Here is a 19,189-nt window from a genome sequence, read left to right as displayed (position 1 = left end):
GTTGTGACGATATGGCCTCGCGGTAGATACAGCGTCAGGGGGATACCCCTAGAATACGACTCGAGCGCACATAGATGCGCCGCTCGTGACAGCGTTGTGGCTGGCACGCTACCCCGGCGGGCCGATTCGACTGACAAAACAAGGCACCAATGCCCGGAGATCCGGACAGTCCTGGTCTGGCTTTTGTTAGGGGCCGCGGTGGGGTTGTCGGACTGGCGCCAGAGTCCCGTCTAAAACGACTTTCGGCAACCTATATGCGCGTGGCATTTATAGAGGAGTGCGAAGTAATAATTCAAGATGCCGATAAATTTCATGATATGAAATCCCCAATCCTGAACGCATCCAAACCACTCCCACCGAAAGACATCGCCGTCGGGTGTCAACCACACCAATCGCCGCCTAGGGCAAAGGCACTGCATCGCTAGAGCCACATCGCGGCAAGAGGTGTCGGAAACCGCGATCTACGCTTGGTTAGCGACGGGTACGCGCATCCATCGCGGGTTGCGCGACTTCCGGACACCGTCGGTGGGCAACGACGGCAGACGCCAGCTTGAATCCTTCAAAACCGAGTGTTTATATTCCTTGGACATTCCTTACGTATCCGCTTCCTTCAGGACACGCTGGCTTTGGATATGCCCTAGCGGTGCGTCAACAGCTACCCCGCTACCGCTTTTTCCGCTATCAGACTCCCGCGCCTGCGGTTTACCCGCCCTGGTAATGACCCTGCCCCACGGTCTCGTCGTGGTCCTTTGTCTCGCACTCCTCCCCACCATACATCGGGTGCCCGCGTTTCCCGCGTCGACGCCGCACATTTCTTGCGCGTTGACATCCCTGATTGGGTGAAATAGACTGTTCTCCATTCAGACCATTAGTCTCGCATGAGAACAAATTCATTGCGAAATATTCTCTGCCAGAAACTTTCGCGACAACGACTCCGAGAACCTCCAGTCGAGTCGTCGCGACCCGCGACAGGAAAATTCACCGAATCGGGAGCACGAAGATGAAATCCCTCGAAGGTAGAAAGGCACTCGTGGTTGCGGGTGCGAAGGGCATTGCCAAGGCGTGTGTAGAACGATTTGCCGCTGCTGGAGCAGAAGTCTGTTTCTCCGATATCAACGCCCAGGCCGGCTTTGCGCTCGCTGAAAAACTTCAGGAGGCCGGCTATAAGGCAAGCTTCTTCGTGTCAGATGCGGGTGATTCGAAACAGGTCCGGGAACTGGTGAAGTCGGCTATTGACACGATGGGCACCATCGATGTTCTGCTTAACAGTGCAGGCGTGGCAACGCCGCAGGATCTGCTTGACATCACCGAAGAGGAATATGACCGGACGCTCAACGTCAATCTGAAATCGGCATTTGTGGCGAGTCAGGAAGTGGCACGCCACCTTCTGGCCAATAAGAGCACGGGGGTGATCATCAACATGTCCTCGGTCAATTCCGTCATGACGATTCCCAGCATCCTGGTCTACAACGTCTCGAAGGGCGGCATCAACCAGCTGACGAGAAACATGGCGGTCACGCTAGCTCCTCATGGCATCCGCGTGAATGCAATCGGTCCTGGCACCATCGAAACTGAGCTCGTGCGATCGACCGTGTTGTCGTCCGAAGAAGCCATGGCGAAGATCATGTCACGCACACCGATGGGTAGGCTCGGCCAACCGGAGGAAATGGCCTCGATCGCCGTGTTCCTCGCGAGTGATGAGTCATCCTATATCACCGGACAAATCATCTTCGCAGATGGCGGCCGTATGGGTCTCAACTACACCTGCTGACAGTGGCTAGACACTGTCGTCTGACACGCATGTTGACGTGACGGTCTGCCGACAGGAAGGGAGCGCCACCATGATGTCCGAAGCCACGCAACAGGTAGCTCGCAGCCAAAGCAGAAAATTTCAATACTGAGTATGAAGGACGGAGGAGACAAAATGGCCAGTGCATTGTCTGAGATTAGAGTATTAGACCTGTCGCGCGTGTTGGCGGGTCCATGGGCGGCTCAGACGCTTGGAGACATGGGTGCAGAAGTCATCAAAGTTGAGCGTCCCAATACTGGTGATGACACGCGCACTTGGGGGCCGCCTTACGTGAAGGACGCAAACGGCGAACTGACCCGAGAGTCGGCCTATTTCATGTGCACGAATCGCAACAAGAAGTCCGTCACTATCGACTTCACCCGCCCCGAAGGTCAGGAGCTTGTGAGGCAACTAGCAGCGAAATCGGACATTGTTATCGAGAACTTCAAGGTAGGTGGCCTCAAGCAGTACGGTCTCGACTACGCGTCCCTAAGCGCTATTAATCCACGTCTCATCTATTGCTCGATTACTGGCTTTGGACAAACTGGCCCCTACGCGCCTCGGCCAGGCTATGACTTTCTGATCCAGGCCATGGGTGGCCTGATGAGCATCACCGGTCATGGCGATAGCGAGCCGGGTGGTGGCCCGATGAAGGTCGGCGTGGCTTTGACGGATGTTATGACCGGGCTATATGCAGCCATCGCAATCTTGGGTGCACTTGCCGCCCGGAGCGGCACGGGTCGCGGTCAGCACATCGACATGAGTCTGCTCGATGTCCAGGTGGCCTGCCTCGCTAATCAGGCTATGAACTACCTTCATGGCGGTGTCATTCCAGGACGCCTCGGCAACGCTCACCCGAACGTAGTTCCCTACCAGGACTTTCCGACTGCCGATGGGAACATGATCCTGGCTATCGGTAACGACACCCAGTTTGCAAAGCTCTGTGCGGTGCTTGAACGGCCGGAACTGCTGTCCGACAGTCGCTTCGCGTCTAACGCCGCTCGCGTCGCGAATCGCAACGAGCTAGTCCAGACCCTGCGCGACATTACCGTTCAACGTACGACAGACACCTGGCTCGCCCAACTCGAATCGACTGGTGTGCCAAGTGGACCCGTCAACACGCTTGATCGCGTATTCCGCGATCCTCAGGTCATCCACCGCAACCTCAAAATCGAAATGGAGCATACCCAGGCGGGGCCTCTCCCCCTCCTTGCCAGCCCGGTGCGGCTGTCGGACACGCCCGTGGAATATCGGTTGCCCCCGCCCCTCCTGGGCGAGCACACCAACGACGTGCTTTCAACGGTCCTCAATCTCACCCCTGAAGTGCTGGCCCGTCTCACCTCCGAAAACGTTATCTGAGGACTATCCAAACCCGACGGTGAAACCATGATCGAATCACTTGACTATGTCTGTCTCCCGGACGAAGCGGAAGCCTTACGCAGCGAGGTTCGCGCCTTCCTGGCCGAGCACCTCATGAATGTTCCGGCGAACCAACGTGCCCGCTCTTGGATGGGCTTCTCCGCAGAATTTAGTCGAGCCTTGGGCCGCCGTGGCTGGCTCGGTTTAACGTTGCCGCGCAGCTACGGAAGCGCAGAACTGGGTGCATTTTCTCGCTTTGTTCTTGTAGAAGAACTACTTAACGCGGGGGCACCGGTCGGTGCCCACTGGATTGCCGACCGTCAAAGCGGCCCGCTCATCTTGTCGTACGGAACTGAAGCCCAGAAGCAATTTTATCTGCCCCGCATTAGCCGAGGCGAAGCGTTCTTTTGCATCGGCATGAGCGAGCCCAATGTTGGATCCGATTTGGCGAGTGTCCGTACCCAGGCACGCCGCACGAGTGACGGCTGGATTCTATCTGGGCAAAAAATCTGGACAACGCAGGCGCATCGATCACATTACATGATCGCACTAGTGCGGACCTCGGGATCGCCGGAGGACCGCCAGAAAGGTCTTTCGCAGCTCATTGTCGATCTTTCGCTTCCAGGGGTGGTCGTGCGGCCAATCAGGGATCTAACAGGCGACAGCCACTTCTGTGAAGTGTTTTTCGACGATGTGCATCTTGGCGGAGACGCCCTCATTGGAACAGAAGGGGATGGGTGGCGACAGGTGACCGCCGAACTGGCCTTTGAGCGCAGCGGTCCTGAACGGATCTATTCCAGCATCGTGCTGCTGAATGAGTGGGCTAGCTATCTGCGGCGGTGTGGAGCAATCGATCGTCTCGAATACGTCGCAGCAGGCCGACTTCTGAGTTCGCTTGTCACGCTTCGGGCAATGTCCATTTCAATCGTCGCGAAACTTCAGGCAGGTGAAAGTCCGGCGACCGTGGCCGCGTTGACGAAAGACCTCGGCACGGAGTTCGAACAGCTAGTGCCCGCTGTGATCGCCGACCTCGTGTCGGCAGTAGACAGCAGAACCGGACACGACGGGCCGCCATCCCCGGAGTTGCTTCAGACACTCGCATACATCACACACGTCGCGCCCTCGTTCTCTCTCCGGGGCGGTACGCGCGAGATTTTGCGCGGAATGATTGCCCGTGGTTTGGGTCTGCGCTAAATCTGCCGGAAGGAGACCTCGCATGAACGATATTTTTGCAGACTCATTTGATCGCCTTCTCGCGGGCGAGTGCCCGGCAAGTACCGTCCGGCAAATCGAGTCAGGAGAAAGCTTTTCCGGCCTCTGGGAAGCGCTGACCGAGAGCGCCTTTGCAGACCTGCTAGTGCCCGAGAGCGCCGGCGGCGCCGGACTATCGCTGCTCGATGCATCACCACTGATTGCTGCATGCGGCCGATATGCCCTTCCCGTGCCTTTGGCGTACACCATGCTCGTGCGTGCGTTGCTCGACCGCAAAAACCTCGAGACGCTCGCGGGCCCCGTTACGATTGCGGCAAGCGCTGTCAGGCACACCGGAGACGTGTTCCATTGTGACAATGTACCGTTCGGTCACGTCAGTGAATGGATCATGGTGGAGGAAAGCGGGCTTTGCCAGTTGTGGTCACTTGAAGCCGCCGATGTCGAAAGTGACGGCATTGAGGGAAGTCTCGACGCGTCGGCGACGTGGTCAAAGCGGCCTCGCTCGATCCCTCTTTTCTGCAACGGAACGCGAATTTCTGGTGCCGCTGTCACCGCGCTGTTGATCTCCGGCGCGCTGGAAAAAGTGCTGGAAATGACGATTTCCCATGCAAACGAACGCTCACAGTTCGGTCGCCCCATAGGCAAGTTTCAGGCAATCCAGCAACAGGTCAGTGTATTGGCAGAACTGACCTTTGCAGCACGAATGGCTTCCCGATTGGCGTGTTCTCCGTCGAGTGCGACACCAATCGCCAGCGGCGTCGCAATAGCTAAAGCTTACGCGAGTCAGGCCGCAGCTACTGCTGCCAGTATCGCCCACGCCGTCCATGGAGCAATCGGCATTACGGCTGAACACGACCTGAATCTATACACGCGCAGGTTGCACGCGTGGCGTCGCGCATTCGGAGCCGAAACGGCCTGGTATGCCGAGATCGGCGCGGCTTGGCTTGGTGGCAACGATTCTGCTCTCGATTTTGTTCGAAACGCAATTCCGCCCAGTGCGTCGTACGCCGACTCAACCAGTGAGTTATGACCATGACCAACTTTCTTGAAGTCACACGCGACGGTGCAGTGCTTACCTTGGCAATGAATGCGCCAGACACGCGCAACGCGCTCACGGGCAATACGGCCATACCGGAGTTTCTTGCTGAATGCGATCGGATCAACAGCGACGTGTCCATACGGGCAGTCATCATTACCGGATATAACGGTATGTTCTGTTCCGGGGGTAACCTCAAGGACATGCGGCGATATTTCGATGACGAGCTCACTCAAGCGCAGATCGCAATCGAGTATCGCACCGGAATACAGCGCCTCACGCGCGCCATCTACGGTCTGGATGTCCCAACCATTGCCGCAGTGAACGGCCCAGCCATTGGTGCTGGCTGCGACCTTAGTTGTATGTGCGATATCCGCATCGCTTCGGAGAGAGCAACTTTCGCCGAGAGCTTCATCAAGGTCGGAATTGTTCCGGGGGATGGCGGTGCATGGTTGTTGACCCGAACTATCGGTCGTTCTCGCGCGGCCGAAATGGCTTTCACTGGCGACATGCTCAGCGCCGATGAGGCACTACGGATTGGCCTCGTTTCTCAGGTCGTTTCATCGGAGGACCTGCTGGAAGCGGCCCAAAAGCTTGCTGCCCGAATCGTTCGCCACCCCGGGGCAACGCTGCGAATGACCAAACGGCTGATGCGCGAAAGTCAAGATAGTGGACTGGATACGATACTCGAAATGTCGGCGACTATGCAGGCCCTGGCGCACAAGTCACCGGAGCACCGCGAGGCAGTGACGGCGTTCATCGAGAAACGCGCCCCTCGATTCCCGGAGTGACCTCTGCGTACGCCGAGAAATAACCGCCAAGTGCAAATTTACTATCGCTAAGTCCCCGCGACGACACACTGAGCAAGGGGCCATCTCATACGGAGAAGAAGTTATGCAACGTTACCAAATGTACATCAATGGTGAGTCCCGCGCTTCGGTGAACGGCGAATGGTTCGAAACAGAAAACCCCTTTACAGGTGAAGCCTGGGCAGAGGTCGCCAGAGGAAGCCGCACTGATGTCGATCATGCCGTGAATGCGGCTCACGCCGCATTCGTCTCAGGGCCATGGGCGCAAATGTCTGCAAGTCAACGAGGCATGCTGCTACACCGTGTTGGTGACCTGATCGCACGCGACGCCAGGCGGCTCGCCGAACTTGAGGTACGCGATAACGGCAAACTCATGGCCGAGATGTATGCCCAATGCCAGTACATCCCGCAGTGGTACTATTACTTTGGCGGCCTCGCCGACAAGATTCAGGGAAGCGTTATTCCGCTCGATAAAAAGGGCTTTTTCAACTTTACTCGTCATGAACCTCTGGGCGTGGTTGCCGCCATCACGCCATGGAACTCGCCTCTCCTTTTGGCATCCTGGAAAATCGCTCCCGCACTTGCTGCGGGCTGCACTGTTGTCATCAAGCCATCGGAATTCACATCCGTCTCAACGATTGAATTTGCGAAGCTGTTCGAGGAAGCTGGTTTTCCGCCGGGAGTAATCAACGTCGTCACCGGCTTTGGCGCCGATGTCGGAGCCCCCCTGGTCGAACATCCGCTGGTCAAGAAAATCACGTTCACCGGTGCCGAGACGACCGGCAGAGCCGTTAACGAAGCAGCGGCACGTCAGTTCAAGCACGTCAGCCTTGAACTCGGCGGTAAATCTCCGAATATCGTATTCGAGGATGCGGACCTCGAAGATGCTGTGAACGGTGCGGTGTCCGGCATCTTCGCGGCAACGGGTCAGACGTGCATCGCTGGATCACGTCTTCTTGTTCAGGAAAGCATTTACGACGAATTTGTAGATAGGCTGCTGACCCTCGCTCGCACTGCGCGAATGGGGGATCCGTCAAGCCCGGATACACAAGTTGGCCCCGTGACCACTCGACCGCAGTATAAGAAAGTCCTCTCCTATATCGATATAGCAAAGCAGGATGGTGCGACACTGCTGCTGGGCGGCAAGCCGGGCACCGCGCCTGAATGTGGGAATGGATGGTTCGTTGAGCCTACCATTTTCGGAAATGTCAGCAACAGTATGCGCATTGCACAGGAAGAAGTCTTTGGCCCGATTCTCTCTGTTATCAAGTTCAAGAACGAGGACGAGGCCGTTTCGATCGCAAACGACGTCCGTTTCGGCTTGGGTTCGGGGGTATGGACAAAAGACATCGGTCGCTCAATTCGCATGTCAGAGAAGATTCAAGCTGGCATCGTGTGGGTGAACACTTATCGCGCTGTCAGCTACATGTCGCCATTTGGGGGATACAAAGAGTCCGGTCTGGGCCGTGAGAACGGTATCGACGCGATCAGGGAATACCTACAAACCAAGAGTGTCTGGATCAACAGCGGCGTCAAGACGACAAACCCGTTCATATTGCGCTGAATCTAGTGAGACCAGGTTGCACGCGAGACCCAGTTCATCAGTTCGAGATGGCGAGTGATCCTAGCCAACCGCGAAACGACATGGGCTCGAACAGCTTCCCGGGATTCGGATGCTGAAGTACCCCTTCCTACGATGAGCTCATTTTGATGGATACGACTTCTGGCTGCGTGTACGGCCTGCGCGAGTCAATGAAATATAACGGCTGCGCCCCTTGAATCAGACCTGGCCGGAAGAGGTAACCTCGATGACAAGGGCCAGACCTTTCACGTGGCGATAGACCGCGAGCAACGGGAAGTGTGTGGCACTGACGTCAAGGGCCGCCGCGCGCTACCTAAACACAGTCAAAGACGACTGTGACCTGGTCACGCGATAAACGCATCATGCCGTCAGTGGATGTGTCGACTTCCCTCACCTGCTTGCCCTGGCTACTACAGTACGCTTTGGCACGGCCCGTGGCCGAATTCTTTACACTTGCCCATGAAATAAATTCCGAGTTAAGGTTGCCGCGCGCCGACACGGCCCAGTGCCCGTGCTCTGTCGAAGTTACGTCCGAGCTGGTCGCGCATCCCGCAAGCGCGATAGCATAAAGTATGGGTAATGTTAGTCGCATTTTTTAAATCTAAACTTTTATGGATTCCTGATCACCATTTTTTATCAGCGGATCGATTGTCGCCTTGATCGCCCACAACTCGATGGCCCTGTTTATCTCCGGTTGTCAAAGTGACCGTATCTCCTCCGCAGTGTATTTTTATTACTCATGAAAAGGAATTCCTAAACCGGTAACTAACTGTTAGCACCCGTGCAAAACTGCCCCAGTCGCTGATGTGGGAGCGGATCGACAGCGAGGCCCTTGTGATCCACTTTCTTCCGCCGAAGGCGGAAGACTCGAGTGGTGAAGCGGTCGTGGCGCAAGAGGTTGCCATTCCGATTGGCGCTACCTGCTGCGGCGCCGTGGGTGACAGAGGGGCTACATCCGGAACTCGTAGCCTCGGCCACAAGGGAAGAAGATGCATACGTGGAGATGAATACGGCCGACGCGTGTGTCTCCTCAAACCGCACGTGCGAAATGGGTTTGAGACACGTCACCGGATGACCCTACGAGTCGTTTGTTTTCAGTCTCGAAGAGTGCACCCGGGAGACGTGAAGCATCGCGGAATTTTGTGGCATGACATGCGCGCTTCGATGCGACCTTATTGCGCGCTCCATCCGCCATCGATTTGCAGCGCGGATCCTCGCATCTCATTGGCGGATGGGGAGCACAAGAATACGGCGAGATCGCCGATTTGATCAGGAGTTACAAATTGCTGAGAGGGTTGTTTTTCTCCAAGAAATCTCGCACTTGCTTCGTCTGGCGACAGCGATTCACGCACAGCGAAATCGTCGATTTGCTTCTGCAATAGAGGTGTCAACACCATACCGGGGCAAATAGCATTCACCGTGACACCTGAGCGTGCGCTTTCCAGCGCGGCGACCTTTGTCAATCCAACGACGCCGTGCTTTGCTGCTACATATGCAGATTTCCCAACAGAGCCGACAAGGCCGTGAACCGACGCGATATTGATGACCCGTCCCCAACCCCGTTCGCGCATCGCTGGTAGTGCGAGCCGCATTGTGTGAAATGCCGAACTCAGGTTGATGGCGATGATTGAATCCCAGCTTGCCACAGGAAACAAATCGATCCGCTCGACAAACTGGATTCCGGCATTGTTGACCAGTATGTCGACACCGCCAAACGTTTGGACTGCAAAATTTATCATTGCTTCGATTTCGGCCGGCCTCGTCATATCAGCGGCGTGATGCACGACGTTCACGCCCGACGTTTCGACCGTGGCAACGGCTTCTTTAACGTCGCCGAATCCGTTCAACACCAGGTTCGCACCCGCACGGGCCAAGGCGGTTGCAATTCCCAGCCCGATGCCACTCGTCGATCCGGTAACGACGGCCGCTTTGCCTGCGAGGAATCTGGAATCAGAAATTTTCATATGCAGTGTTAGACAGTAGTGGGAAAACATGGGGATATCGCCCCGGCATTGCAGTGCGTACAGACCACTGCGGTCACTTTGCATCGGAATTGCGGTGCGTGAGACGTAAAGACTAAATCGATCCGCCCGATCGTAATGCACCTCTTGCCGCTACACGGGCGTTCGGGCGCCTTCGTACATCTGGACTACCGGCGGTATCGTCATCAGCCCCGTGCCCAGCATCGGCCGCTGACTGGAAAAGCCCGAAAGCACGTTCGGCGAGTACCGCGCTGAAATTCGCGCTTCTCACTATCTGCTGGACCAGGCCGAGGTCCTTGACGAAAACGTCAAACCCCGCCCGCAAAAGGGAGGTGGCCACTCCCCTTCCCATCGCGCCCAAGCCAACCACCCCCACTTTTCGTTGCATGGCAATTTCCTTTCGCACGCCCCATATTGGTTGTACCAGAACTTACATGGTCGGACCTGAGAGGTCAATTTTCGATTTCCCGGGTCAGGCTGATACATTGCATGGATTGCAACGATTCGTCCGTGGGTCGAGGCCTGAGGGGATTGGGGCGATAAATTGACTTCGCCGTTTTTTGAAACTACCATCTGGTTGTACCAGATATGGCAAAAAATGGGACAACGTATATTTGCGTGCGAGGACATTTTTCTGCGGCTTCACCGAGGGATAAACATGCATCGCAAGTTTCGCGTTCTTTCTACGAGCAAAATCGATCCGCTCGGGTCTGAAATGCTGGCTCCTTTGTGCGAGCTGATAGTTCCACCAGATGACCGGGCGGACACGCTGCGACGATACATGGCGGATATCGACGCGCTGATCGTGCGCGTTCGCCTGCCCGATGACATATTTACGAAGGCCGCGCGACTAAAGGCTATTGTGCGCCACGGCGTCGGGCTTGATTTCATCCCGGTTAGTCAGGCGACTGAAGCCGGCATTCCTGTTGCCAATCTTCCAGACTCGAATACGCAGGCGGTGGTGGAGCATGTAGTCGGCGCGCTCTTCGCGCTTGCGCGCGACTTTCACCGCATACCCGGCCTGCTCAAACGCGAGGGTTGGTCCGTCAGGCAGGCGTATCACGGCTTGGAACTTCGGGGCCGAGCCGTGGGGATCGTTGGACTTGGACGCATCGGTCTCGGTGTCGCAACAGCACTGCACCATGGTTTCGGCATGCGAGTGCTCGGGTACGACGTCGCGACCCAAGCCACGTTACCTGATTTCATCGTACAGACGTCTCTTGAGAGCGTGTTCAGCGAGTCCGATTTCATTACGCTACACGCACCGCTCCTGCCGTCCACGCAACATCTGGTCAATGCACAACTTCTTGGTCTGGTCAAACCACAGGCTTATCTCATCAACGCCGCACGGGGCGGTCTCGTCGACGACTCCGCATTGCTAGAGGCACTGAGTGAAAATCGGCTCGCTGGAGCAGCGCTAGATGTGTTCGAACCTGAGCCACTCGCCGCAGACCATCCCTACCTGCAACGCGACAATGTGCTCGTTACGCCCCATACAGCAGCGCTTACCCAGGAGAGTGTCGCGCGCATGAGTGTGGGCTCGGCGCAGGCCGTGCTCGATGTCTTGCATGGCCGGTGTCCCACGAATCTGGTCAATCCGGAAATCTGGGACCACTACCTGGAGCGCTGGAATCTGCGCTCCCCACGCTGAGCAGTCAGCCCTGTTCTGTCAGCTACTTAAAAAATATGAAAATCACAGACATCATTGCATATCCGGTCACTTCGCCCGTGCCGGAGGCACATCAAGTTCGCCTCGGTATTGGCAAAATGGTCAAGCGCGACACGGTCGTCGTGAAAGTCACAACTGATGAGGGGATCGTCGGCTGGGGAGAATCCCATCATGCGCGCGCGCATCTGGCGGTCGCCACGCTGGTTAACACGACGTTAAAGCAACTTGTACTCGGGTTTGACGCGACTGACGTAAACGGCGTCTGGTCGCAAATCTACCGCTATCAGCTTGCGTCGCATGGCATGGGAGCGGCTTGTGCCGCGGCGATGAGCGGCATAGATATCGCCTTGTGGGACATCCGCGGCAAAGCCGTCGGGTGGCCTCTATACCGTCTTCTTGGCGGTGCCGCGCGGGACGTGCGTGCGTATGCGGGCGGTATCTGCCTCGGATTTCAGGATCCAGGAGCGCTGGTTGAAGAGGTCGCCCTCATGATTGAACGGGGATTTTCCGCCGTCAAACTCCGCATTGGGGATTCACCGAGATCCGATATTGACCGCGTGAGAGCCGTGCGCTCGCATTTCGCAGATGTAGAGATACTTACCGATGCGAACGTTGCGTATTCACTGTCGGACTTTTATGCGGTCGCACCGTACTTTGAAGAGGCGCGCATTCGTTGGTTAGAAGAAGCCTTTCCTGCACACGACTATCGCAGCTACCGGGATGCGAAACGAATGTCGCGCTTCGAGCTTGCCGCCGGCGAGAATCACTTCACCCGATATGAGTTTGCACAACTGATTGACGCAGAATGCGTGACGGTCCTCCAGCCGGATCTCTCCAAGGTGGGCGGCGTTTCGGAGATGCTAAAGGTGGCTGCGATGGCGTCTGCGCAAAAACTCCCCATCCACTGCCACTCGAGCATGGGCATCAACATGGCGGCCACGCTACACGTACTGTGTTCCATCGACAATGCAGGATATTTCGAGGCCGACTGTTCCGTTCACAATCCGCTTCGCGATCAGCTCGTCGACTTCCGTTTCGACATTGATCACCAAGGTACGCTACGGCCTGGCGAGCGCCCTGGAATCGGCATTGAAGTTGACGAAGATTTTATCCGCCACCATAGCGGCTCGACTGGGCCTAGCTTCGTTTAATGTTCACGGCAATATGTGTCAACGTGATCGATTCATTTTATTTCCAACAATCGAAGGAGCAAGCATGTCAGAGCAAATTCAAGCCGTCGTTGGCAGGACCTCGGTGCGGCACGTCGCTGCAGATGGTTCGGATATCGAACATGGATTAAGAGAATATTTTACATATCGCGACACAGGCTTAAAGGAGGCTACGTCCGGCGCTTACACTGCGCACGTAATTCGGGCGGTGCCGGGCAAACAGGGGGAGGCAGAATGGCACACCCATGAAACAACCTTCCAACTGGTGTTTGTACTTCGCGGATGGATCGACTTCGAGTTCGAAGATATTGGTGTTGTGCGCCTTGTACCGGGATCGTCGTGCTATTTCCCGTCCGGGGTGCGACATCAGGTATTAGGCAACAGTGACGATTTCGAACAGCTGGAAATCGTTTCACCTAGCGATTTCGCGACGAACCCTGCGTCAAAACCCTGAGCGACCCCGCAGAGCCAGATAAGATTTGACCTCCGGCACTCTCTACTTCAGGTAGATTGCGGGCGGAGTCTGGCTGAAACGCGCTGCCTGCCCCGTTGACAGGCGGTCTGTTGCCTCAGGCGAACTCTTTCGTAGCGGCACGTTTGCGCTTTCGACCCGGCGCCGCAAGTTTGTCCGCACCTTGTTCTTCGTCATTCTCCGTTGCAAACAACGTGCGGAAGTACACATCAACACCTTTAATGTGCTGCCGCAGTATCGTCTCGGCTTCTTCAATGTTTCTCGCGGCGATCGCGCCAAGCAACTTGCGGTGATCGGCAACCGACTTGCGGCAATGCTCGTCTGACGAAAAGTAGACCTCGCGACGCTTCTTCGACATCAGATAGAAGACGTTTACGAAGCGCACGAAGACGTCGTTTTGAGTGGCCGATACGATTGCCAGATGGAACTCCGCGTCGAGTGCTGCGAGTGCGTGACCGTCGCCACGTGCCTCGATGCAACGTTTGAGAATCGCGGAGAGCTTGTTCAGGTCCGCATCGGTTCGGCGCTCGCACGCGAGTCTCACCGCCTGAACCTCAAGCAATCGCCGCAACTCCACGGACTGGATCACCTCGTCAGGGCTCAGGGGCGTATCGGCCTCGGCAAATAAAACCATCGCTTCAATGCTTGTTTCGGCTGAGTCGGCGCGAAGAAAAATGCCGGATTTCGGCCGCGCGTCGACGATTCGCAAAGTGTCCAGCCGGATGAGTGCTTCCCGCAGCGCTCCACGACTCATGCGAAACATTTCCGACATCTCGCGTTCAGACGGCAGCTTGTCGCCCGGTCCAAAACCACGCTCCTGAATCAGACGGACGAGTTGACGAACGTTTTCCATCATGCAGTCACCGCTCAATATGCAGAACTGGCACTATTGCCTTTAGGTGCATCGGACTGGCGCAACAGCCACCATTCACGGGCCTTGCACCGCTTCGCAGGGCAAGCACCCAGCGCGCCATGTAGCTTACGCGTAAGGCCCAATCTGGTCAAACCAGATCAGGCCTTACGCTGCGTCTAACTGCCCATGCTGGTCAGTCCGCGGGCCGTCGCAGGAATCCGGCCGCCGGCCACATAGTTTTCAACTACTGTGCGATCGGGTTCACGCGATGCGGCACGAGAAACAGAAGCGCGCAGGCCGGTCCCTCCACAAAGCGTCTCCTAGAGCAGAATGCGTCACGGGAAAAGTTGTTCGCGGACGTAATCGCGAAGACGTTCATGCCATGGGCACTGTCTGCTGCTCCCAACCTCTGAGGGACGTGGTTAAAAGACCGGTTACGGTGTATCCATCCCAACCGTCTCGAAATCGTGTATCCATGCAACAGCGATAAATATCGGCTGGAGTACCTCGTTCATCTCCCGCTCGCCGTGCGCCTGCCTGGGTTTGTTTCGACACAGTCATTGTCGACGATTCGTACGGTAGAGCCGACGGACCGTTCTTGGCCGCTTGCCGCACGCGTTAGCGACTATCATGTATTGAACAGTCTCCTTCGCGAGCGTTGCGGCGGGCATGCTGGGCAAGCCGTCGCCGTTTAGCCTGCAACAACGGAGCCCAGTGGGCTCTGCCGGACCGCGGCGAGAGTGCGAATGCGACGGCCTTCGAGCATTACGTCGACGGGCCGTCGAAGGTCTTCCATCAGGTTGACGGCAGGTTCGAGTATGCGGGGCCGGGCGGCAATCGCGCGCAGCACGCTGCTGATGGTGGTGCACGCGGTGGTCGCGCAGTTGACCCGGGATGGATAAGGGTCGTGTGTACGCTACGGCATGGGCCTGATGCCGCAACGTCCGGCACCGTCTTCAGGCCTCATTGGAAGGAGACAAGACGATGAACTCGAGAAGCAGGCTGTGGCGCACGCGTGGGCGCGCGCCGTCGTGGCTGGGTGCATTCTGTGTGCTTGTACTGTGCGCCATGTCGAGCGGCGGTACGTATTCGGAGACGACGGATGGTCCATGCCGGGACGCGGAATGCGGACCACACGGGCCACCTCCGCCGTCAAAAACAAGCTGTCCGCAACTAAACGGGTTGACCATCCCGGCCCGCGAGATCGGCCTGCCGACAACCGGTGCCATCGTCACATCAACGACACAGGTGGCGGCGAGCGGCACCGGAGCGACAGCTACCGGGTCATACTGCCTCGTGGCCGGCGCGATTCGTCCGGTCGATCCGTCCGCCCCGGATATCCTGTTCAACGTCGCGTTGCCGGACCAGTGGAACGGCAAGATCCTGATGCTCGGCGGCGGCGGGTTCGACGGCTCGATTCCAGCCGTGACCGGGAACGTGCCGAGCGCGCCGGCCAATCTGCCGGGACCGTTGTCGCGCGGCTACGCGGTGTTCGCGAGCGATTCCGGGCACGAGGCGACGAACGGCTCGGTGAACGGCGCGTTCTCCGTCAACGCCGAGGCGTACGACAACTTCATGGGCGAAGCCCTGAAGAAGACGCACGACGCCGCGCTCGTGATCATCGACAAGCATTACGGCACGCATCCGTACAAGGCGTACTTCGCGGGCGGCTCGACTGGCGGCCGCGAGGCGCTGACCGTCGCGCAGCGCTGGCCACAGGACTGGAACGGTGTGATCGCTTTCTACCCCGCGTATGACTTCACGACGCTGAGCCTGCAGCAGTTGCGCGCGACGGAAGGTTTCACCGCGCCGGGCGCGTACCTCGACACAGCACAGCGCGCGCTGCTCCTGAAAGCGGTGATGCAGGTGTGCGATGGGCTCGACGGCGTCGAGGACGGGTTGATCAGCAACGTGCAGGCGTGCAACTCGACGTTCAATCCGGCGACGGCCCATGTCGACGGCAAGCCATTGCGCTGCGCCGGCGGTGCGGCACGGGGAGACACGTGCCTGTCGGACCGGCAGATCGCGGCGCTCAACACGATGAACACCCCGCTCGTCTTTGGGTATCCGCTCGAAAACGGCGAAACGCAGTATCCGGGCTATAACGTGTATGGCGCCGATCTGGGGGTGGGCAGCAGTTCGCCGCTCGAGGCGACGATCACGGAGCTCGCGCTCGGTACGACGCAGCCGTCGTATCCGCTGCAGAGCACTGCGATGTTCGACGGACAGATCAGCGACCAGTTCGTCCGCTACACGGTGATGGGCAACCCGAACTTCGATTCACTGACGTTCAATCCGGCGCTCGCCGGTCAATGGTCCGGGCGGATCAGCATGCTGTCGGGACTCGACGCGACCGATGCGAACCTGACGCCCTTCATGCGACGCGGTGGCAAGTTGCTGATGGCGCACGGCACCGTGGACCAGACCGTCAGCACGCGGGCCACCGAGATCTACTATCAGCGCTTGCTGTTCACGATGGGCTTTAGCGCCGTCGAGTCGTTCGTGCGCTTCTACGAGATTCCGGGGATGCAGCACGGGATCGGCACCGAGTTCAACGCGTCATGGGACTCGCTCGCGGCGCTGGAGAACTGGGTCGAGCACGGGACGCCGCCGGTACATCAGGTGGACACCGATACCGCGGGCGTGCCGGGACGCACGCGGCCGCTGTGCCAGTATCCGGCGTGGCCTAGCTATAACGGCGCGGGTGACGTGAACAGCGCGACGTCGTTTACCTGCGTACAGGGATAGCGAACGCAAGCCGCGACGCGCGAATGGCTACCGCGCCCGTTATCGCCGCGCGTCGCGCATCAGCCGCAATCTATAGCGCTGGTGTGCCTGCATCGACCGCGTGCATCTCCTTCTGGATATGCGCGATCTGTTGCCCGTGATCGGCGAGGCATCGATACTCATCGTTCCTTGCAACGTAGACGAAGTCGCGCTTGGTAAAGAGTCCTTTCTTCCTTGATGCCGAGGTAAGTGGTTTCGGGACATACGCCTTGATCCCGGCCAGTTTGCACGCACGGATATCCGGACCGCTGAAGTACCCCCGGTCAGCCAGCACCTTTAGCTTCGGCTTGCCCATGGCGCTCTTCGCCGACAAAGCCCTCCTGCTGAGTTACCCGTGATCGCTTCCGATATTCTTCACCTCGTGTTCGACGATCTGATGATGCTTCGTATCAGGAACGTCTGGACGTTGTAGCCAACGGTACCGGTTCTCTTGCACCGCTGGTGCTGGCGCAGGAGCGCGATCGTCTCGTACAGGCGCACGGTCTTCACATCGAAACCTGTCGGACTGGTTCGGTCTGCAGTTTCAATCATGTCGAGGTATCGCTGGAGTCACCCGGTCTCAATGCGTTGATTCAGTTTAGGTGATGAATGCGTTTTCGCACGCCCTCGGCCGGAATGAGTCGCTAACGGCGGGCGGGTCGCAACGGCCTCCGTGCTCCCCATGTCCATATCGGGGAACCGGCAGCTTCTACAAACCGCCCATCAACTTATCGGGTGTGATCGGTAATTCGCGCACCCGCACGCCGATGGCGTCGTAGACCGCGTTGGCGACGGCGGCGGCAACCCCTGTGGCGCAGAGTTCTCCGATACCTTTGGCGCCGAGCGGTCCGGAGTTGGCGTCGTATTCGTCGACGAACCCGACATCGATGGCCGGCGGAATGTCTGCGTTCACGGGCAGCGCAACGCCGGCCAGGTCTTTCGAAATCCAGCGGCCCAGAGCCGGCTCGAAGTGGCTACCCTCCATCGCCGCCATACCCCAGCCCCAGACGATGCCGCCTATCATCTGTGACCGCGCAGTCCGAGGGTTAATGATACGGCCGGCGCTATAGATTCCTGTTGCCCGCCGCAAACGCAGCAGGCCCAGATCCGGATCGACGGCGACTTCAACGAAGATCACGCCAAACGTACGAGCAGGAAACTCCGGAGCACCCATATCAACGGGCGCCCCGCCAGGCAGGTCGAAGGCGCCGTCGCAAACAAGTTCAAAGACGCCTGCCTCGTCCAACACGGACTGGATGCTGCGCGACCTTTCGCCATAGAGAATGTGCCCGTTGCGCATGGTCACCTCTTCCGTCGGCCAACCGGCCAGCCGCGCGAGCTTCGCGCGCACCCCTTGCGCCGCCTGCTGCAACGCCGCGCCTGTGCTGATCGTCGTCCCCGAGCCATAAGTCGGCCCCGAATAAGGCAGTGAGGTGTCACCTGCCAGAACGCTGACTTCCTCTGGCTTCAGGCCCAGGATTTCTGCGACTATCTGCGGAAAGACCGTGGCGGGACCAGTGCCGATGTCGCAGAAGCTGGATTCCAGTCGCGCCATTCCGTGTGCGTTGAGCCGTACTCGCGCGGTGGTATGGAATCGCGCCTGCCCCTGGCTGCAATCGGCGAGGCCGCAGCCAATGCGCCAATGTCCGTCGCGCGTACCGCCCTTTGGCCTGTCTTGCCAACGGAAGCGGCGCGCGCCTTCGTTATAGGCCTCTCGTAATTTTTTCGACGACCACGACTTCCCGCTTTCAGGATCGGTTTCAGCGTAGTTGGCGAGCCGCAACTCCAGCGGATCGACCTTCAACGTGCGTGCCAGTTCGTCCATGGCCGAGCCGAGCGACCATGAACCTGGGCCGTCCCATGGAGAGCGCATGAAGGTCGGCAGCACGACATTCCCACGGCGAACCTTCTGGCTGGTCGAAATGTTATCGCATGCATAAAAGGACCGTCCCGGGATCGATCCGAACTCGACATAATCTTCCGTAACGCTCGTGATGTTGGTGACCGCGTGGACAATGCCAAGCAGTTTGCCGTCCTCGCTGGCACCCAACGCGACGTTTTGCGTCATCTGCGGCTGAAATCCGACCATGTCGTACATGTTCTGCCGACTGAGCACCAGTTTGACTGGCCGACGCGTCACCCGGGCCGCCATGCTGGCGAGGATTTCGTGCGGCCAGACGAACGCTTTAACACCGAATCCGCCGCCCGTGTACGGGGAAACCACCCGGACCCACGCCGGGTCGATGCCGAACGCGGCAGCGAGCGTGTTTTGAACCGCCGGCAGGTGTTGCACCGAGTCGTAAACGGTAAGCTGCTTGTCCTTCCAGACTGCCAGGATGGCGCACGGCTCCATCGGGTTTGCGTGGCGAGACGGCTGTATGTACTCGGCACCCGTTCTGAGCGGTGCGGCGGCGATAGCCGACGCCGCATCACCCTTGCAAAATTCCAAAGCACTCGAATGGGAATAGCCACCCCGCTCCGGCGCAGGCGG

General features: G+C 58.1%; 13 protein-coding genes and 2 pseudogenes. 10 read left to right on the top strand and 5 right to left on the bottom strand.

Translation table 11 applies throughout. From position 1 onward, the window contains the following. Nucleotides 1-1,000 precede the first annotated feature (1,000 nt). The 6 genes from P3T20_RS36425 to P3T20_RS36400 all read left to right on the top strand — a co-directional run bounded on the left by P3T20_RS36425 (nucleotide 1,001) and on the right by P3T20_RS36400 (nucleotide 7,769). Nucleotides 1,001-1,771 (top strand): SDR family NAD(P)-dependent oxidoreductase, encoded by a 771-nt coding sequence (locus P3T20_RS36425; RefSeq protein ID WP_074267509.1) that lies wholly within the window; start codon nucleotides 1,001-1,003, stop codon nucleotides 1,769-1,771. 132 nt (nucleotides 1,772-1,903) lie between these two features. After that, nucleotides 1,904-3,148: a CaiB/BaiF CoA transferase family protein gene (locus tag P3T20_RS36420; protein ID WP_074267508.1), complete on the top strand. Its 1,245-nt coding sequence runs from the start codon at nucleotides 1,904-1,906 to the stop codon at nucleotides 3,146-3,148. 27 nt (nucleotides 3,149-3,175) lie between these two features. Next, nucleotides 3,176-4,342 (top strand): acyl-CoA dehydrogenase family protein, encoded by a 1,167-nt coding sequence (locus P3T20_RS36415; protein WP_074267507.1) that lies wholly within the window; start codon nucleotides 3,176-3,178, stop codon nucleotides 4,340-4,342. A gap of 22 nt (nucleotides 4,343-4,364) precedes the next feature. Beyond that, entirely contained in the window at nucleotides 4,365-5,390 is a 1,026-nt protein-coding gene (locus tag P3T20_RS36410; protein ID WP_429289441.1) for an acyl-CoA dehydrogenase family protein, read from the top strand. A gap of 2 nt (nucleotides 5,391-5,392) precedes the next feature. Continuing rightward, nucleotides 5,393-6,187, top strand: coding sequence for a crotonase/enoyl-CoA hydratase family protein (locus tag P3T20_RS36405; RefSeq protein ID WP_074267505.1), 795 nt, complete (start codon nucleotides 5,393-5,395; stop codon nucleotides 6,185-6,187). 103 nt (nucleotides 6,188-6,290) lie between these two features. Then, nucleotides 6,291-7,769: an aldehyde dehydrogenase gene (locus P3T20_RS36400; protein ID WP_074267504.1), complete on the top strand. Its 1,479-nt coding sequence runs from the start codon at nucleotides 6,291-6,293 to the stop codon at nucleotides 7,767-7,769. 1,190 nt (nucleotides 7,770-8,959) lie between these two features. Here P3T20_RS36400 and P3T20_RS36395 read toward each other — a convergent pair. Both P3T20_RS36395 and P3T20_RS36390 read right to left on the bottom strand, forming a co-directional pair. Next, complete coding sequence (locus tag P3T20_RS36395; protein WP_290439562.1) at nucleotides 8,960-9,781, bottom strand: 3-hydroxybutyrate dehydrogenase; 822 nt, start codon at nucleotides 9,779-9,781, stop codon at nucleotides 8,960-8,962. A gap of 277 nt (nucleotides 9,782-10,058) precedes the next feature. Beyond that, nucleotides 10,059-10,157: pseudogene (locus P3T20_RS36390) on the bottom strand (3-hydroxyacyl-CoA dehydrogenase NAD-binding domain-containing protein); the annotation flags it as partial. Nucleotides 10,158-10,313: 156 nt separating this feature from the next. On the opposite strand from P3T20_RS36390, the gene P3T20_RS36385 reads away from it, so the two are divergent. The 3 genes from P3T20_RS36385 (at nucleotide 10,314) to P3T20_RS36375 (ending at nucleotide 13,061) form a co-directional block, all read left to right on the top strand. Continuing rightward, entirely contained in the window at nucleotides 10,314-11,420 is a 1,107-nt protein-coding gene (locus P3T20_RS36385; protein WP_429289440.1) for a hydroxyacid dehydrogenase, read from the top strand. Between the two features lie 35 nt (nucleotides 11,421-11,455). Then, nucleotides 11,456-12,589: a mandelate racemase/muconate lactonizing enzyme family protein gene (locus P3T20_RS36380; protein ID WP_074267500.1), complete on the top strand. Its 1,134-nt coding sequence runs from the start codon at nucleotides 11,456-11,458 to the stop codon at nucleotides 12,587-12,589. Nucleotides 12,590-12,653: 64 nt separating this feature from the next. After that, entirely contained in the window at nucleotides 12,654-13,061 is a 408-nt protein-coding gene (locus P3T20_RS36375) for a cupin domain-containing protein (RefSeq protein ID WP_429289439.1), read from the top strand. Between the two features lie 115 nt (nucleotides 13,062-13,176). On the opposite strand, the gene P3T20_RS36370 is transcribed toward P3T20_RS36375, so the two are convergent. Beyond that, complete coding sequence (locus P3T20_RS36370) at nucleotides 13,177-13,935, bottom strand: FadR/GntR family transcriptional regulator (RefSeq protein ID WP_074267498.1); 759 nt, start codon at nucleotides 13,933-13,935, stop codon at nucleotides 13,177-13,179. A gap of 981 nt (nucleotides 13,936-14,916) precedes the next feature. Between P3T20_RS36370 and P3T20_RS36365 the strand changes: the two genes are divergently transcribed. Continuing rightward, nucleotides 14,917-16,680 (top strand): tannase/feruloyl esterase family alpha/beta hydrolase, encoded by a 1,764-nt coding sequence (locus P3T20_RS36365; RefSeq protein ID WP_254368978.1) that lies wholly within the window; start codon nucleotides 14,917-14,919, stop codon nucleotides 16,678-16,680. Nucleotides 16,681-16,798: 118 nt separating this feature from the next. On the opposite strand, the pseudogene P3T20_RS36360 reads toward P3T20_RS36365, so the two are convergent. Beyond that, nucleotides 16,799-17,268 (bottom strand): annotated as a pseudogene (locus P3T20_RS36360) (IS5/IS1182 family transposase); the annotation flags it as partial. A gap of 139 nt (nucleotides 17,269-17,407) precedes the next feature. Then, nucleotides 17,408-19,189, bottom strand: a 1,782-nt coding sequence (locus P3T20_RS36355; RefSeq protein ID WP_429289438.1) for a xanthine dehydrogenase family protein molybdopterin-binding subunit, incomplete at its 5' end; no start/stop codon positions are given.

It is taken from the genome of Paraburkholderia sp. GAS206C (assembly GCF_050435645.1).
GTDB classification, from domain to species: domain Bacteria; phylum Pseudomonadota; class Gammaproteobacteria; order Burkholderiales; family Burkholderiaceae; genus Paraburkholderia; species Paraburkholderia phenazinium_B.
Note: the sequence above shows the minus strand (reverse complement) of the source record. Positions and strands in the feature narration are given on the sequence as shown.

Bases quoted from the DNA above. Each gene is read 5' to 3' on its own strand.
- P3T20_RS36395 (WP_290439562.1), bottom strand. From the start codon at position 9,781: ATGTTTTCCCACTACTGTCTAACACTGCATATGAAAATTTCTGATTCC.
- P3T20_RS36370 (WP_074267498.1), bottom strand. From the start codon at position 13,935: ATGATGGAAAACGTTCGTCAACTCGTCCGTCTGATTCAGGAGCGTGGT.
- P3T20_RS36425 (WP_074267509.1), top strand. From the start codon at position 1,001: ATGAAATCCCTCGAAGGTAGAAAGGCACTCGTGGTTGCGGGTGCGAAG.
- P3T20_RS36410 (WP_429289441.1), top strand. From the start codon at position 4,365: ATGAACGATATTTTTGCAGACTCATTTGATCGCCTTCTCGCGGGCGAG.
- P3T20_RS36380 (WP_074267500.1), top strand. From the start codon at position 11,456: ATGAAAATCACAGACATCATTGCATATCCGGTCACTTCGCCCGTGCCG.
- P3T20_RS36415 (WP_074267507.1), top strand. From the start codon at position 3,176: ATGATCGAATCACTTGACTATGTCTGTCTCCCGGACGAAGCGGAAGCC.
- P3T20_RS36420 (WP_074267508.1), top strand. From the start codon at position 1,904: ATGAAGGACGGAGGAGACAAAATGGCCAGTGCATTGTCTGAGATTAGA.
- P3T20_RS36365 (WP_254368978.1), top strand. From the start codon at position 14,917: ATGAACTCGAGAAGCAGGCTGTGGCGCACGCGTGGGCGCGCGCCGTCG.
- P3T20_RS36375 (WP_429289439.1), top strand. From the start codon at position 12,654: ATGTCAGAGCAAATTCAAGCCGTCGTTGGCAGGACCTCGGTGCGGCAC.
- P3T20_RS36405 (WP_074267505.1), top strand. From the start codon at position 5,393: ATGACCAACTTTCTTGAAGTCACACGCGACGGTGCAGTGCTTACCTTG.
- P3T20_RS36400 (WP_074267504.1), top strand. From the start codon at position 6,291: ATGCAACGTTACCAAATGTACATCAATGGTGAGTCCCGCGCTTCGGTG.